The organism is Chlorogloeopsis sp. ULAP02 (genome assembly GCF_038404745.2).
GTDB lineage: Bacteria > Cyanobacteriota > Cyanobacteriia > Cyanobacteriales > Nostocaceae > Chlorogloeopsis.
This window is the reverse complement of the sequence record NZ_JAYKTT020000077.1, coordinates 54608-70776: the sequence shown is the minus strand read 5'-3', so window position 1 is coordinate 70776 and position 16169 is coordinate 54608. Positions and strand designations below refer to the sequence as shown.

The window sequence follows — 16169 nt, the reverse complement described above, 5'->3', positions numbered from 1 at the left end:
GAGTATCTATTAGATTTGTTTAACTACACACTAAAAATTACTCTGATCAGTTTCAGTTATTTAAGACTGTTGACTCTACCATCTCAAAATAAAGCAGCAGCATAACTCAAACATTGCAGCAAATATGGTTTGTGATCAAAACTAAAACGAGACACTAATACTTGTCGCAAATCATTCAGAGGACTATTCGCTAAAACTCCTACACCAAAAAGGGCGAATGCTATCAATTGAGAATCATCTTCTGTGGTGGTAAAAGAGTTGGTAGCACGAAGGTTTTTGAGAATGCGATCGCCTTCTAAACTTCGATGTATGGGTATAGATAGAAAGCAAAAACCAAGGGTAATAGCAATTGTACATAGCAGCACTAACAAACTAACTGGTCGTCCTTGAGAAATATCTAAAATAATCATACCCATGCCCACAATTGACAGGACAAATATTGGTAGCACAGACAAAAACTGTAAGCTTTTTGCTTGATCTATAGACATCAATAGACCAAGATTAATTAAGCGTCTATAGATTGGAAATGTAGCATGGGTAACGGATGTTGTAATTTGACTGATGCTACCATTGAATCTAACAAGATGTGATATCTCTGTTTCCAAGACAAAGCAATCTTTAGGTAAAGTAGCTTTCAATTTTAAGGCTCGTGTTTCTGGATACGCTTGTAAATACCCATGCTGTACCAAGCTTACGATGGCAGTATCTATTGCTCGCTGTTGACCACCAGCTAGATAAGCAATTTCGTAGGCATTCAGAGAAGGCAATTCATACTCATAACTGTTATGAGTTCTTCGCAGATTAGTACGTAAAATGTAAGCAATTATATTTGTAGCAGCTGCTAACAAAATAAAAATATATAAATTTAAATAATTAAATGTTAACATCAGCGAGTTAGAAACCATAAATATACTGTTGGCAAAAAACAAGATAAAAAGCCGTACTATTTCAATACAATCTTGCCTTAGCAAGACTTCCTAAAACTTTACTGAGTATTTAAATCTACAAAATACACAATAAATAGACAACATATATCTGCATTTGACCAAAGAACTGGCCTTGCTTGTAATTCATGAGCGCTACTCCTGATAAAGATTATCCAGTTGTAATATTTATATTCCTTCTCATTGCACTAATGTATAAAATTTTATTCAGGTAAATAAGTTTGACTGCTCTAGTACCTTCAATCGTATAAGTAGAAATAGAAAATGGATAAATTGATTACAAATTTTAGTCTCTTGGTATTGATTATCCGTTACTGGCGGCTAAAGATACTTACCTAAGGGTAGAAATAAGTTGTCTTCATGAAAAATTTAAAACCGATACTAAATTTGTTCAGAAATTTATAAAAGTAGATACAAAAATGTATTAGCAAAATAATTAAATAAAAATTTTATTTGTACTAAAACCAATCTACAGTAATTTTTGAATAAGAAAATTTATCCTTAGTAAATTTCTTTATTTCTATTTTCTTTTAACATTAATCTACAAGTCTAGATAGTACACAGCGCAAAACTATTGTTTTTTACAAAACTGCCTAAATTCTAATGATTAATAGTAATTTTCACAGCCTAAGCGATTTTCAATGTTTACAAACAAACATATAATTGCTCAATCTTAAGTGGCAACAAAACACATGGCTTGAAAATAAGGCAGAGAGCAGGAGGTGAGGCAGCCCCCCTCTTGGACGCCACGTGCTACCCTACGGAAAGTCGCCTTCGGCGCCTACAAGTCGGCACTAGACGCGTTCGCCGTCAAGCGTTGCGTTAGCTAGCGGCTTCCCGCCAGGGCAGGGTACCCGTTCGGCGAAGCCGTTCCCGAAGGGTAGGGCAGAAGGCAGAAGGAAAGACAGTTTTCATTCCTCGTTGTGTGATTTAATCACATGGGCGTCTGTCTTGAAAATGGGTGTGGGGGTGTAAGAGTGTAAGAACACGTTCCTTCCCTTTGTCTCCCCACGCCAGTCGCTGCGCTCGTGTTACCCGTCAGCACAGCCGATTCACCACAGCGCTGGCTCCTTGTCCTCTTTAAGTAAGCAGTTTAGCAATGTCTACTTTAGACTTACCTCAGAGCAGTTATTTTTATGCAATTTATCCAAGCTTCTATTTTTGTTAGTCAGAATAAGCTCTAAAATTTTTGGCAATCCAATATAAGGTAAACACCGACAATACACAAAAAACCTTAAAATAGGTCAGAAAGTAAATTTATGAAATTCTGTAACAAATATATATGCCTCCTCGTTGGCCTCGTCAACCCGATCGCAATGATCCTGCTTACCGTAAACTAGATGACCGAATGAATTTTGCTGTACACGTGGCAATATTTGCGGCATCTAACTCTGGCTTATGGTTTTTTCATAACTTCCTCAAAGCTAATTGGGAGTGGCTACCTTGGCTAACAACAGTCTGGTTGGTAATACTGTTGACACATCTAATTTACATTGCTGCGATCGCCAACTATTCACAGACACCACCGAAATCCACCTGAAGACTGAGCAATCGAATTTAAAAGATTGTAACTTGCGACGGTAGAGTTAACTCGATTACTTAAGCGATAATTCTTATCAAAATAGAAACTGATTCCAGTTAATCAGGGTATTACTATGGCCAAAACTAACACCTCAGAACTACTGGAAAACTTAGCAGCTGAAATAGGCGAAAACATTTACATAGACATTGCTAAATGGCATCTGTATTTATCGGATGCCAAGATGCATACTGTTGTTGCAGAACAGATGTACGCTTTAATTACTGGGAGTAAGCCAATAGATGAAGAAGATGTCATCCAGGTACTAGAATCCATTCCAGTCAAGCTGGGCGGTGGTAGGAAAGAACTTCCTCTAATTGATTTATTACCTCTGCAATGTCAGGTCAATTTAGTAGACATATTAGAGAAGTATCAGCGCGAAATATAATTTTCCCCCGAAGTTAGCTATCTTTTTAACTCGGTGTTTGGGGGCGTTAGAGCTGCATCTAGCTAGTCATTCTCACAGTCGCTGAGAATGAAAATTAAAGATGCCTTATTTTTATTTTTCTGATTTTGACAAGCCAGTAAAATTACGGAGACAGCTTTAGATGTTACTACAAATTAAAGACAGTGGTGAACTAATCAAAATTGTCAATGTTCAAGAATTAATTGATCCTACTGTAGAAAGTATTCAAGCCCAGGAACAAAGAGGGCAAGAAGAACAATCTCCAGAATCTTATCAAAAAGAAAGCCTTGTTTTTCCTTCTGGTGAAAATCTACCCCGCTGTTGGGTAGATGCAAACTATAGAAATGCGAAAGCCTCTTAGAAAGTTGACTAGAAACTAGCAATTAGTTTTCTTGCCTAGAGTAAATACTAGTTATTGCTGTGTCATTTCCATAAACAAAGCCTGGGCAGAGCGTTCAGGCTCATCTTTGTTAGGACGACGTTGCATATAGGAACCATCAGATTGAAGTTCCCATGCATGGCGGTTATCTTGAAGTAAGATCTGCAAAATATTTTGTAACTCTTGAATAATCTCAAGCTCTTCAACAGGAGTAACAGCTTCAACTCTTCGATCTAAATTGCGAGGCATCCAATCGGCACTACCAATGAACACTTCATTTTCGCCATGATTGTGGAAGTAAAAAATACGGGAGTGTTCTAAGAAACGACCAACAATACTAATTACTTGAATCTTCTCACTAACTTGTGCCACCTGAGGACGCAAACAGCAGATACCCCTCACAATCAAATCAATTTCTACCCCAGCTTGAGATGCTTGATAGAGAGTAGCAATAATTTGAGGGTCAACCAACGAATTCATCTTGGCAATAATATGCCCCTTGTGACCATTTTTACAATGTTCGATTTCTCTTTCAATCAGCGCAATGATGCGATCGCGCATATTTACTGGAGAAACTAGTAGCTTGCGATAAGAACTTTGACAGGAATAGCCCGTCAAATAATTGAATAAATCAGTTAAATCTGCACCTAACTCTTCTCGACAGCTCAACAGCCCTAAGTCAGTGTATAATTTTGCTGTTTTGGAATTGTAGTTACCAGTACCAATGTGGACGTAACGACGAATATTCTCTCCTTGTCTGCGTACTACCAGCGCAGTCTTAGTGTGAGTTTTCAATCCTACCAAACCATAAATTACATGAATACCAGATTTTTCTAGCTTTTGCGCCCAAGTAATATTGTTTTCTTCATCAAAACGAGCTTTTAACTCTACAAGTACAGCTACTTGCTTGCCACTTTCGGCAGCGGCAATCAGAGAATGAACAATTTCAGAATCGCCAGAGGTACGGTATAGTGTCATTTTTATTGCTAGTACATCTGGATCACGGGCGGCTTGAGCAATAAATTCTTCTACAGAGGCACTGAAGGATTCGTAAGGATGATGTACCAGCAAATCTTTTTGCTCAATGACTGAGAATATGCTTTTTTCTTCGTCATCTAAGTTGGCAATTTTACTCGGTTGATGAAAGTGACGCAGACGGGGTGGTATGACTGATGAGAAAGGTGGATCTTTCAACTCAGGTAATGGCAGCGCCATTAATGACATCAAATCTTTTAAATTCAAAAGTCCTTCAATTTCGTATACATCGAACTCGCTCAATTCCATTTCTGCCATTAGCATTTGTCGCACTGATTGTGGCATTGATGGTTGAATTTCTAAGCGCACTACTGAACCGCCAAAGTGGCGTTTACGCAGCTCTTGCTGAATTGCTAAGAGTAAGTCATCGGCTTCTTGTTCTGCTACTTCTAAATCTGCATCACGAGTGAGTCGAAACAAGTGATATTCCTTGATGATCATCCCTGGAAATAAGGCTTCTAGGTTATGAGCGATCGCCTGTTCTATTGGTACGCCACTCCAGTGATTTGATTTGTTGTTATCTGTGGGTGACTTTTGGGGTAAGGGTATAAATCGAGGTAAGATGTTGGGTACTTTGACTCTGGCAAATTTTTCTTCTTTGGTATTTGGCTGTTGGACTACGACTGCTAAATTCAGACTCAGATTTGCCATTAAAGGAAATGGATGGCTCGGATCTACTGCTAGGGGAGTCAGAACTGGAAAAATTTTCTGTTGAAATATTTGTTTGAGATAACTACGTTCTTGAGTGGTGATATCGCTGTAATTGAGAATGTGAATGCCATTTACTGCCAACTCCGGGCATAGGACTTGCTGAAAGTGGCGATGCTGTTCAATTACCATTGGACGAAGTTGTTGAGCGATCGCTTCTAGCTGTTGTTGTGGTGTACGTCCATCTGGGCTGCGCTGACTCAGTTGTGCATTGACTTGTTCTTTGAGCAGTGCTACCCTCACCATAAAAAATTCATCTAGATTGGAACTAAATATGGCACTAAATTTTAGTCTTTCTAGTAATGGTGTGCGTACATCTAGTGCTTCGTGCAATACTCGTCGATTAAATTCCAACCAGCTCAGTTCTCTATTCAAGTAATATTGAGAATCACTGAGATTTATTACTTTGTTAACATCTTTGGTTTTGGTCATAAATTTTATGAATTAATTACCATTAAACAAGAGTTTAGGCAGTAGTGAACCATATCAGAATAAATTCAAATTTCTCATAAGAAATATTGCTAATTAATCAGATTAAATTGATAAATATTTAAACAAAAATTAGTACTTAAAGAACGTGTAATGTTTTTATTTATCTTATTTTTATAATGACTAATTGCAAAGTAAGCTCGCTATAAATTTTCGGCAACCATACTGATAGGCGGTTTATAAGCAGCACTTTTAAATAAAATAATCATTCTTTTTCACTATCTCTCTAATCTCATTATTTTGTAATTAAAGAATATTAAACATTAGGTTAACAGTAGTTTAAATAATTTCAATCTTATTAAAATACCCATCTAGAAGTTCTCTAGATGGGACTTTCAGGTATTGAGTCTTTAAACCCATCAAATATCCTAGCTAAAGGTCACATGATTGCGATCATAAAGCACCCTTGCCATATGACTTAGCTTTCCTTGAATTGGGTTCCAGTAATTAGCTATTTCAGCAGGCATACCAAGTTCTTGTCCTGTACGTCCAAGCATTGATTGTTGACGATGCTTGACCTGTTGATAATGACGCTGCATTAAGGCACGAGCCTTCTCTTGAGTAGACATATTAAAGTTTTCCTATTGTTTAAGTTCTGTCTTGTCTGTTGCCCAATTACAAAGATATCCAAAAATTCTGTATTCAAAGTTACGAAATAGTTAAGATAAAGCTGATTTTTATAAAATTTTCTTCCCTTCTGAATTGAGAGAGGGTGTAGGGGTGTAGGGAAACCTTCTGACTCCTACCTTCTGCTACAGACTAACTATTCCCCGCTTGAACGCCATAATTACTGCTTGTGTGCGATCGCTAACTCCTAACTTGCCCAAAATATTATTGACATGAAATTTAACTGTACCTTCTGCTATGGACAAAGTAATACCAATCTCTTGGTTGCTCTTGCCATTTGCCATTAGCTGGAGCACTTGCAACTCTCGTTGACTTAATTGTGGCGCACCCATCCGCTCTAGCAGCTTTGCTCCCACTATAGGCGGAATATACTTTTGACCGTTGTAAACAACTCGGATTGCTTCCAAAAGTTCATCTGGTTCAGCCTCTTTGAGTAGATAGCCTTTCGCACCAGCTTGTAATCCACGATAGATGTCTTCATCACCGTCGTAGGATGTAAGAACAATAATCCGCGCGTTTTCAAACTCTGTTTTGATCGCAAAAATTGCCTCAACTCCTCCTATTTCTGGCATCCGCAAATCCATTAGCGTTACATCAGGCTGAAGTTGACGGAAAGCTTCTAGCACTTCACGTCCATTATGAGCCTGACCGATAATACTCATGTCCTGCTCAGACTCAATAATTGCCATCAATCCCTGGCGTACAACAGGATGATCGTCCGCAATCAGGATGCGAATGAGATTTGACTGATTCATGATGAAGTTAATTTCGTTTTACCGAAACCATGACTTGTGTTCCCTTTCCAGGCAAACTCTGAATTGTCAGTTGTGCTCCGATTTGCTTGGCACGCTCCTTCATTCCTAAAATGCCAAAGCCTTGCTCAAAAGAAATATCGTTTATTTCAAATCCTTGACCATTATCTTTAATGCGCAAGACAAACAATGCTTTTTTATACATTACATCAATCTGAATTTTGTCAGCATTAGCATGCTTAATAGCATTAGTCAGTGCTTCTTGAGCGATTCGTAACAAGTTACTTTCTACATCTGACGGCAGAGGATATGCCATACCAGTTACCTTACAAACAGCAGGATGATCTAGATCTGAAACCATCTGCTTTGTAATGTGTTTGAGTGCGCTGCATAAATCGCTCTGTGCTAGCAATTGTGGACGTAGTGCTTCCACCGAACGGCGAGTTTCAACAAGTCCACAACGAGCTAAATCACGTACTTGAATAATGTGCACTTGTGCTGTTTGTGAATTATGCATCATTAATCGGGAGGCTGCTCCCGAATGTACTAAGATACCTGTGAAGGTTTGGGCGAGGGTATCGTGGATTTCCCTTGCCATACGAGTACGTTCTTCCAAAACAACAGTTTGCAAGAGTTCTTGGTGCTGGTGTAATATCTCTTCTACTCGCTTACGTTCTTCAATCTCCTTCAAAAGCTGTTTATTTTGCTCTCGCATCTGTTTAGATAACCGACTAAGACGTAATTGATTCTCGATGCGAGCTAATAGCTCTGATGGCTCAAAGGGTTTAGTAATATAATCTACTCCACCCACAGAAAAGGCTTTTGCTTTATCAAAATCTTCATTGAAGTCGCTAATAAAAATAATTGGAATTTCTTTAGTTTGTTCGGCGGCTTTTAGCTTTTGACAAACTTCATAGCCATCCATTTCTGGCATCATGATATCCAGCAAAATTAAGTCAGGTATATTTGACTGAATAGATTTAAACACCATTTTCCCGCTTAAGGCAGGTAAGACTCCATATCCATTTTCAGACAATAAAGAAACTAAAAGGTTTAAAGTTTCCAGTTTATCATCAACAATCAAGATATTCCCTTTACTGAGATGTGTTTGCTTTATACTCATGATTCCTCGGTTGATAATTGTGTCAAATTTAAAAAGCGAGTCACTTATTCAGCACAATTTCACCAGAAATCGCTTATTATCAAGCTAATATTGACGATAAATTACCTTGACAAACAGTCATGGTTTCTTGTTGAGTGATCGCTTTTCACCATTCACTTTCAAGGCATAGCATAATGTCACTCATTCCCTGCTAGCTACATCAGACAGCATACAACTCTGTGTCTTGACGTTTTAGACTATCTCTAATTTAAGCTTACAACTAAATCAATTGGTAACCATAGAGCGATCGCCTCAATTAGCTGGCTTGAAATCCAATTGTTAATGTGCTAGCTATCCGAAAATTTTTATCTATTTCCATAACCGCTATTAAAGAAAGCTTATACAGACAACAAAAAGCCAAAACTTGTATATGATGAAACCACAAGAGGCTCTGTTTTTCGTAGATTGACTTTTAATAGAAAAAATACTGACAAAGCTAAAGTTTACAATTTTACCTTAATATCAATTTATTTAAGCTATCACAAAAATATAAGAAAGAAATAAGATATAACAATAAATCTATCAATATTCTAAAATTTTATTATCTATCCTCAAAACGTTAAGATCATGAGGCTTTATGAGCCTAACATTAGGCTAAAAATAGTTTATAAAATTATGATTATTTAACAATTGCTTATATATTTTTACAGATTGATACAAGTATTTCTCTTAAAACAGTGTTGAGATAAAAAATCTTCCTTTTGGAAGAAATCTTCCTCTATCTAATGGCATAACTATAGATTTTATTTTCAAGGTATTTTACTTTCAGCTAATAACTAGATGGACTTACTCTGTTTGTCTGTTTGTGACAAGTACTATTCAATTAGCTTGTTTTAAACAGTTATATCACTTTTATTTTTTCTAATTTTAGTGAGAGAAACTAAGGTATGCCACAACTAAATCAGATTAAAATTTGGCTGGTAGGAGGAGTGACTTTGGTAGCAAGTTTAACCGTACCAGTCTTAGCTCAAAAACCACCTACCCCCAAGCTACCCACTCAGCAAAAACTACCTACTCAAAATCCACCTGCACGCACTTACAATCCTGGCTACTGGCAACCGATCGCACGGGTGAATCCAAAACAAGCAGTAACCGTTATCCTCATTAATGAAACTAATTCACCTTTGAAATACAATTTCCTAGACGGACGTGCAGATAATGACTTACCTGTAGGGGGTAATGCAAAACTTAACAATGTTACTCTACCTGTCAACATTGCTATTTATAATCCCTCACAAGAAGCTGCTGCTGGAAAAGCTGGTGGTTTAAGGTATGAAACTTCTGCCCAAGATAATACGATTGAGGTCAGGGTTAGACCTGTTGATGCTGCTGGTTACCGTGTACTAAATATTTCTAAAGCGGGTGGTGTTTACGCTTATTAGCATGATGAATTACATCAACCACATTGGTATTTGAGCAACTGAGCAACTTTAGTACCATTGTTAATATTTTCTGTATGGATAATAAAAACATCACCCCACTACATATAATGGGTTGCTACCAACTTGTGGTGGGGATTTAATGTCTTACAAATTTCCAAAACCCACTTGAAATTCTCTGGTTGAGAGTAACTCATTAGATATAAAGAGGTGGACTGTGAAGCAGTGGAAACGATGTGCAGCTGGTATCGGAGTAAGTCTTCTAGCTGTGTGTTTAGCTAGCACTCCCAGCCGAGCAGACAGAAAAACGACAGGAGCGCTGATTAGTGGTGCAGCTGGAGCCATTTTTGGTGATGGATTAGGTGATGCGCTTGAAGGGGCTGCAATTGGAGCTGGTACTGCTGCGGTGACTGAGGGAGGAAAACGTGGTGAACGAGCACGTGAAACTGCCGCAACAGGTGCAGCAGTGGGAGCCGGGATTGGATTACTCACGGATGGATTGGATGGAGCCATCAGAGGCGGAATCTATGGTGGTGCGGCTGGCGGGATTGTCGGTGGTAGCGGTAGAAATAAATAACTAGTAAGTAGTTAGGCAAAATTAAATTTACGGCTGGAGGCAGGCAACAGGGAACAGCACAGAGAATGTGTAACTAATTTTGTTTAGGTACTTAACTCAAAAGATTGCAGAAATGAGGAGGAAATGAAGATGAAGTCGCTAATTAGCCGGATGGTGGTCATATCTGCTCTTACTGCCACATCAAGTGCAGGGATATTCTCAACAAGTTTGAAAGCAAATGCAAATTCGCCTCAGCAACTAGTCCAAAATCAGACTACTCAACAAACGTGGAACAACAACGAACTTACCACCATAACGGTAAAAGAAGCTTGGCAGAAGAGCGGGAAGAACTACGACTCCTTTGTCCGTATGGTTCAGCAACTTGTGGCGTTATCAGTAGAGAAGCGAGGATATCAACTGCGTCCCTCTAAAGAAACGGGTAAAGAAATTGGGCAGATGATCAGAAAAAAGGCAGAAAACGACCCGGATCAACTCCTCTACGCCGTTGTGGACTCATCAGTTCGCGAATATGCGAAAAAATACAAGCTGTAAGGTAAATGCTACAGATGAGCTTGATAGTACTAAGATTTACAAAACAGACATGAGAATATAACCATGTCCACAACTGATGTCAATCAACTTTGGGAATTATTGGCAGGAGTATTTAGCTTTAATGCAGAGGTCTTCCAGCAAATTAGCATCTTACCCAATGGGTTTACCCTAGCGCTTTTGATTGTCCTCATCTCTGGTTTATCTCAGGCGATCGCCGAGAGCATCATTCTTTTTATCAATCGTGTTCAGCCTGTACGCTTCATTTTTAGCCTGTTAATAAACGCAGTTTTATATACATTTGGGTATCTATTTCTAGTATTTAGCTCTTGGCTGATTTGTCTGATCTCTTCGTCTATCAATTTTCCCTTCAATACCTTAGCAAGGGTGCTAGGGCTAAGTTATGCGCCCCTGATGTTCAGCTTTTTGGGAGCACTACCCTACCTGGGAGTTCCGATTTTATGGCTGTTGTCAGTCTGGCACTTGCTGGCAATGGTTGTTGGCTTTGGAGCTGTTGCTCAGGTATCGGCAGGAACTGCTTTTTGGTATGTTGCATTTGGGTGGGCAATGCTGCAAATATTACAGCAAACTATTGGTCAACCGATCGCTAACTTGGGGCGTTGGTTAGCCAATAAGGTGGCTGGAGTTGAGTTAGTAACCCATCGGCAGGAAGTAACTGAATTAGTTGGCACTGGCTTGAATCGAACTTCTTCGCCAACAACAGCTCCAGATATTCAGCAGTTAATTGCCTCAGCTAGACCAAGGGTAGAGGAGGAAAATTTAACACCACGAGTTAGTGATTATACGACAAGTGGTACTAGGGCTGAAACTTCTGCTGTGGCTAATAATACATTCAACAAACAGCAGCTAATACTATTTCTCCGTCTACTGGGCATGGTAGTTCTTGCCTTTGTAGTAGCAATTCTGCTCAGGCCTGTCCGTGAAGGATTATTTGGATGGTATACCCGACTGCCAGGGATGTTTCGATTTGTTTTTGATTTAGTATGGATTGGCATTGTCGGACTCATCTTTGCAGGGCTTTTAGCTCCCCTAGAAACTTTAGGATGGTGGGCAGGATGGTATAACGATGAAGTCAATACAACCATTAACACGGGAACCTTGGTGGAACCTGTTGCAGACTCCCGAAACATTTCTCGTTACATCATTTATCTGGACGGCATTTGTCAATCTACTTCTGAATATCTTCCCGACATTGAAGATTTTTTAGATGCCTTAGTTCCTGCCCTACCTAATGATGTAGCACTGATTCGAGGGTTAATGGTATATTCCGTCTTTAACAAACCTCTTGTTGAAGACCGTCCTCTTGGCTTTCTCTGGCGACTTGCTGATAGACTACGCTTTGCCAACCCTACTAACTTACTGGGTTATTTGGTTAATCTTCGGAACGTCTTAATCGTGTGCGTTTCAGCTGATCGACGTTACGGCCCTCTCTACAACCAAGGCATAGCTCAGGTCATGTACAATGCGCTAATTAACAATGGTTACCAGCCTGGCAGTAGTGTTCCTGTCACCTTAATTGGCTATAGTGGTGGAGGGCAAATGTCTGCCGCATCTGCGCATTTCCTCAGACGAGCAACTGGTGCTCCTATTGATGTAATTTCCTTAGGTGGAGTTATCAGTGGTAACTGCAATATTCTCAAGCTTGAACACCTCTACCATTTAGTTGGTGAAAAAGACACAGTCGAACAACTTGGGCCGATTCTTTTTCCCGGACGGTGGAAACTACTTCCGCTCTCTTACTGGAACCGAGGCAAACGACTCGGTAAAATTAGCTTTATTTCTCTTGGGCCTGTCGGTCATCAGGTTCCTGGTGGAATGTTAGATCCAAAAGAATATCTACCAGATGGACGCAGCCATTTGGAACAGACTGTAGACTATATTATCCAAATTCTGCGCGGTAAATTATTGGTTGCTGAACAACACATCACCAGAAAACCGAGTAACTACGGACTTTACCAGGAAGCTGACTTTAATCACCCTGATTATTATCCACTCCACCAAACGGTTGATTTGAACTGGTATCGTCCGCTCGGACGCTGGATAGGTCGTTTAATTTTGCCACAGAAACAAGAACGACACACCGTTCGAGGATGTCTGTTTGAAGTTCATTATGCTGATGCAGGTTATGAACACTTAGTAGGACAAGTTGTAAACTTGCGTTGGGTGGATGACCAAAATGTACAGAACTGGGTGCGGGCAGTGACACACGATGTTCACTTCAGCGCTGATGCAGAGTACACCAGTAAATATGGGGGATCGATTCATCCGGTGCGCTTAAATCATTGGCGACAGGTCGATCCGCTCGAATCTCTTGCAGGTTCACGTCCAAATGATGATGTGATTGTGATGCTAAATGACGATATTATTATCGAAGCAGTAGCAGCAAATATTACACTTCGCATCCGCACTCAACCAGTGCAAATCACCGGGCGATACTACGGTTTAATTCAGTTTTTCCAGCCTGTTAAAGGAACTGATCAGTTTCGAGTGGTGCATTTCAATCCTAGCTCTCGACAATTTGATGGTATAGAGGAAATTGTCCGCCTACCGCCACCAGTTGCCGATCGCAATGACTGTTTTCCCTCCACCAGCCGCCACATAGAAAAATCTCTACTTAATGAAACAGGTTGGTATATCTATGGTGCTAAAGATGCATCGGGGTATTTTGTGGTACAGTCCCTTGCTCCACGCGCCCTGATGCGACTCCAACCAGAGCGAGTGATTTTCGGCCGCAAGCCAGCGTATAAATACATTCGCAAACAAGCTTGGGCTGATATTCTAGCTCAGAAAGGCAAAATTAGTTCGGTGTTGCTGAGTTGCCAAAATCAATCAATTCAAGATGCGCTCGCCGAGTGGCAAGAAGGTGAGCGCGCCTTATTATTGCATACCTATGGTGGCATTGGAGGTAACAAGAAAGAACCCGCTGCTGCTAGTCCCATATTTTTTGGTCACTTTGCCTACGGATTAGCCCAAGTCGTGCGCGAACCGCTCGCAGATGAACTCCAGTTTGATATAAACTACTATCAGATTTACACCCATAACACGGATGGATTAATCGCAGGAACCTTGCACTGGTCACGTTACATGGGCGATCGCCAATTTGGTTGGACAGGTATTCGTCCTGTGTGCGATATTCTGGTGAAGCTTGATGCGTTCACCGGAGACTTTGAGTTCAATGGCATGAAACGCTCTGTCTTAGATATCATGCTAACCCAACTTCAAGCCATGACCGCTCGTTATCGGATTGGTGATGGTACTGGTGGAACCTATGTTGGGCCAGCATATAACTGCGCCCAAGACTCCAACAAGGCATTGTTTGCCAGTCTTCGTAGCTTACAGCGAGCAATTCAATCAAATGCCTCTTTATTGGAAAACTGGCTATTACATAATCCTGAGCAAGCTAGACAATATCAACAGTTATTGGAACTGGACGAAGCTTTGAAACGTGAACTTCAGCCATTTGGCACTGTGCGTTCCGACTGGGAAAAAAATGAATACAATTTAGGCAGTACTTTAGAAGATGACCCCTTACAAAACTTGCTAACTGGACTGGCAAGCTGGAAAACTCTGTTGCCTCGCCTAGCAAGTGATACGATTGTGCACGTTTTTCTCAAACATAATGCTTATGTGTGGGTACTTCGTACAAATCAAATTGGTGGCAATGATCTTGATATTGAACCGATTGCACCGATGACACTCTAAAATCTATGCCGATGCCCGAATCATACCAATTGCTTATCTTTTAGCTCAAATCTTTGTAAATCTGTTAACCTTAGTTAAAGCTCTTGACTATGTTCCCAAATCGGAAAACTAAAGCAGGCATTGGAACTCAAGACTAAGTGATTGCAAATATCAAGTTACCTTTGTCCATTTTTCATATTTGAGGCATGAAAAGATGACTGGCTTTCTCATTTCTATCGTAGTGATAGCCATTAGTTTATTAATCATATCTAAGCTACCTTTAGGTGTTGAAGTTGACAATCCTTGGATCGCTCTGATTGCTGGAGCAATAATTGGTGCCTTCAATGGATTTTGGAGTTTGTTTCCAGGGTGGTTTAGGACAACAAGTGCAGTTGTGAGTTTAGGATTGATTCCCTTGATTGGGAGTATCATTGTGTTTGGTTTAGCTGCTTGGCTAGTTGAAGGATTTCGGTTGCGATGGGGAATTGGAAGTGCAATTATTGGGGCTATTGCACTCAGCATCGTGAACTCTATTCTCTTATTTATCTTGCGGCAAATTGGATTAATTCCAGTTTATTAATCAGAGCAAAGATACATAATGTTTTGGTCGCAGATGTCATCATTTAGTGACATTTTGTAGAGTATTTTAACTACATTTATCAATATTTTCTTACCAGCGCTTCTAGAGTAACTTAGTTATTCAAAAGTATGCGGTGGTTTTTTGTTGCTCATAGCAAATTTCATGTATTTCAAGCACAATTTTTGTCGGGGGCGGGTTTAGCCGCCCTTTCTAAAAATGGCTGTAAATTTACAGCAGAATACCCCGCTAAGGCGCAGTTTCCGTCACGTTGACATGGTAGACGGCTTCGCGTAAGGGTAGGGGACTAGTCACACCTATTCCCTTTCTTACCACTCATACGACTTTGAGACTAAAGTTTTGTATCTCACCAACTTTAAATCCGGTGCATATATAATTTTTATTATTTTTTCTTATTATTTACTGATTTTTCTGATTCTGAACTTTTTTACAATTATTCTTATTTATTTCTTATTTGTTTCTTATTTCCTTTTTATATTTTAAAATTATGCTAGCTCAGATAACTCAATTGCAGTAAAATGAAAAATAAAAAAATTTATGAATTTTTTATTTATAAGTGATTATAAAGATGGTCTTTATCAATATAAAATAATCCACAGTTAGTATGTTGTTACTTTACGCTTCTTTCAACTGTGGGGTAGTAAATAATGGTGCATTACCACTTGTCGGACAGTGAATTGTCCATCCTCATGCAGGCTCCTTTACAAGCCATCATGGCACTAACCCTATCTGACAAGATTGATCCGGTTTCTTTTTTTAAAGAAGTACAAGCCGGAATTCAAATTATTGCAGCAGAACAACAACGCCAAGACATATCAAATGACTTGGTAGAATTTTTAGTTGCTTCTTTCAATGCAGTTGACGACAAAAAAATTGTTAAAGATGAAAAGTCAGTATACAAAAAGGAGATTGAATTACTAAGATTAATACAAAACCTTGATAATCCGGCACAGGGACGTCAGCAAGCGATCGCTCATTTTGAGAAAGTTGCGTTGATTATGGCAAATAAGCTTACTGCTGCACAGGCATCTGAGTTTAAGACTTGGCTAATGTCGATTGCGCGTAAAGTTGCAAAAACTGTTGAGGAGAAAGAAGCTATTCTCTGTGTTGGTGGTGAGCGAGTTAATTATGTAGAAGCATTCATGATCAAAAAATTAGAGCATGCTTTGACATTGTAGGCATAATTATTTTTTGATTTTGCACTTTTATTAAGCACAGCAGCAGATAAACAAAGAAAAAAGATTCTGCTGTTTGTTGTCTTGGGTGCTATACCAAATGAATGCAACTTCATCAGTTAATTTTTG

14 protein-coding genes are annotated in these 16169 nt (G+C 39.5%); 9 read left to right on the top strand and 5 right to left on the bottom strand.

From position 1 onward, the window contains the following. Window positions 1-83: 83 nt before the first annotated feature. Window positions 84-905 (bottom strand): TIGR04222 domain-containing membrane protein, encoded by an 822-nt coding sequence (locus U2718_RS27450; RefSeq protein WP_341993128.1) that lies wholly within the window; start codon window positions 903-905, stop codon window positions 84-86. A gap of 1321 nt (window positions 906-2226) precedes the next feature. Between U2718_RS27450 and U2718_RS27445 the strand changes: the two genes are divergently transcribed. The 3 genes from U2718_RS27445 (at window position 2227) to U2718_RS27435 (ending at window position 3290) form a co-directional block, all read left to right on the top strand. Next, the gene (locus tag U2718_RS27445; RefSeq protein WP_341993129.1) at window positions 2227-2484 is read left to right on the top strand and encodes a hypothetical protein; all 258 of its coding nucleotides are present in this window, start codon (window positions 2227-2229) and stop codon (window positions 2482-2484) included. 115 nt (window positions 2485-2599) lie between these two features. Beyond that, window positions 2600-2911: a DUF3181 family protein gene (locus U2718_RS27440; protein ID WP_289787490.1), complete on the top strand. Its 312-nt coding sequence runs from the start codon at window positions 2600-2602 to the stop codon at window positions 2909-2911. Between the two features lie 160 nt (window positions 2912-3071). Further along, a complete protein-coding gene (locus U2718_RS27435) occupies window positions 3072-3290 on the top strand; it encodes an acetyltransferase (RefSeq protein WP_341993130.1) in 219 nt (72 codons plus the stop codon). Window positions 3291-3341: 51 nt separating this feature from the next. Here the strand turns inward: U2718_RS27435 and ppk1 are convergent, their stop codons facing one another. The 4 genes from ppk1 to U2718_RS27415 form a co-directional block, all read right to left on the bottom strand. Then, the gene (gene ppk1, locus U2718_RS27430; RefSeq protein ID WP_341993131.1) at window positions 3342-5483 is read right to left on the bottom strand and encodes a polyphosphate kinase 1; all 2142 of its coding nucleotides are present in this window, start codon (window positions 5481-5483) and stop codon (window positions 3342-3344) included. A gap of 425 nt (window positions 5484-5908) precedes the next feature. Further along, window positions 5909-6109, bottom strand: a complete 201-nt coding sequence (locus U2718_RS27425) for a hypothetical protein (RefSeq protein WP_341993132.1) — start codon at window positions 6107-6109, stop codon at window positions 5909-5911. 183 nt (window positions 6110-6292) lie between these two features. Then, the gene (locus U2718_RS27420) at window positions 6293-6922 is read right to left on the bottom strand and encodes a response regulator transcription factor (RefSeq protein WP_341993133.1); all 630 of its coding nucleotides are present in this window, start codon (window positions 6920-6922) and stop codon (window positions 6293-6295) included. Between the two features lie 7 nt (window positions 6923-6929). Then, entirely contained in the window at window positions 6930-8042 is a 1113-nt protein-coding gene (locus U2718_RS27415; protein WP_341993134.1) for a response regulator, read from the bottom strand. 926 nt (window positions 8043-8968) lie between these two features. On the opposite strand from U2718_RS27415, the gene U2718_RS27410 reads away from it, so the two are divergent. From U2718_RS27410 to U2718_RS27385, 6 genes are all read left to right on the top strand, one after another. Then, the gene (locus U2718_RS27410; RefSeq protein ID WP_341993135.1) at window positions 8969-9463 is read left to right on the top strand and encodes a hypothetical protein; all 495 of its coding nucleotides are present in this window, start codon (window positions 8969-8971) and stop codon (window positions 9461-9463) included. Between the two features lie 214 nt (window positions 9464-9677). Further along, window positions 9678-10037, top strand: a complete 360-nt coding sequence (locus tag U2718_RS27405; RefSeq protein WP_341993137.1) for a glycine zipper family protein — start codon at window positions 9678-9680, stop codon at window positions 10035-10037. Window positions 10038-10166: 129 nt separating this feature from the next. Beyond that, the gene (locus U2718_RS27400) at window positions 10167-10568 is read left to right on the top strand and encodes an acyl-CoA synthetase (protein WP_341993138.1); all 402 of its coding nucleotides are present in this window, start codon (window positions 10167-10169) and stop codon (window positions 10566-10568) included. Between the two features lie 63 nt (window positions 10569-10631). Next, entirely contained in the window at window positions 10632-14288 is a 3657-nt protein-coding gene (locus U2718_RS27395) for a CAAX protease (protein WP_341993139.1), read from the top strand. A gap of 193 nt (window positions 14289-14481) precedes the next feature. Then, window positions 14482-14847: a phage holin family protein gene (locus U2718_RS27390; protein WP_341993140.1), complete on the top strand. Its 366-nt coding sequence runs from the start codon at window positions 14482-14484 to the stop codon at window positions 14845-14847. 665 nt (window positions 14848-15512) lie between these two features. Continuing rightward, window positions 15513-16043: a hypothetical protein gene (locus U2718_RS27385; RefSeq protein ID WP_341993141.1), complete on the top strand. Its 531-nt coding sequence runs from the start codon at window positions 15513-15515 to the stop codon at window positions 16041-16043. Window positions 16044-16169: the final 126 nt, after the last annotated feature.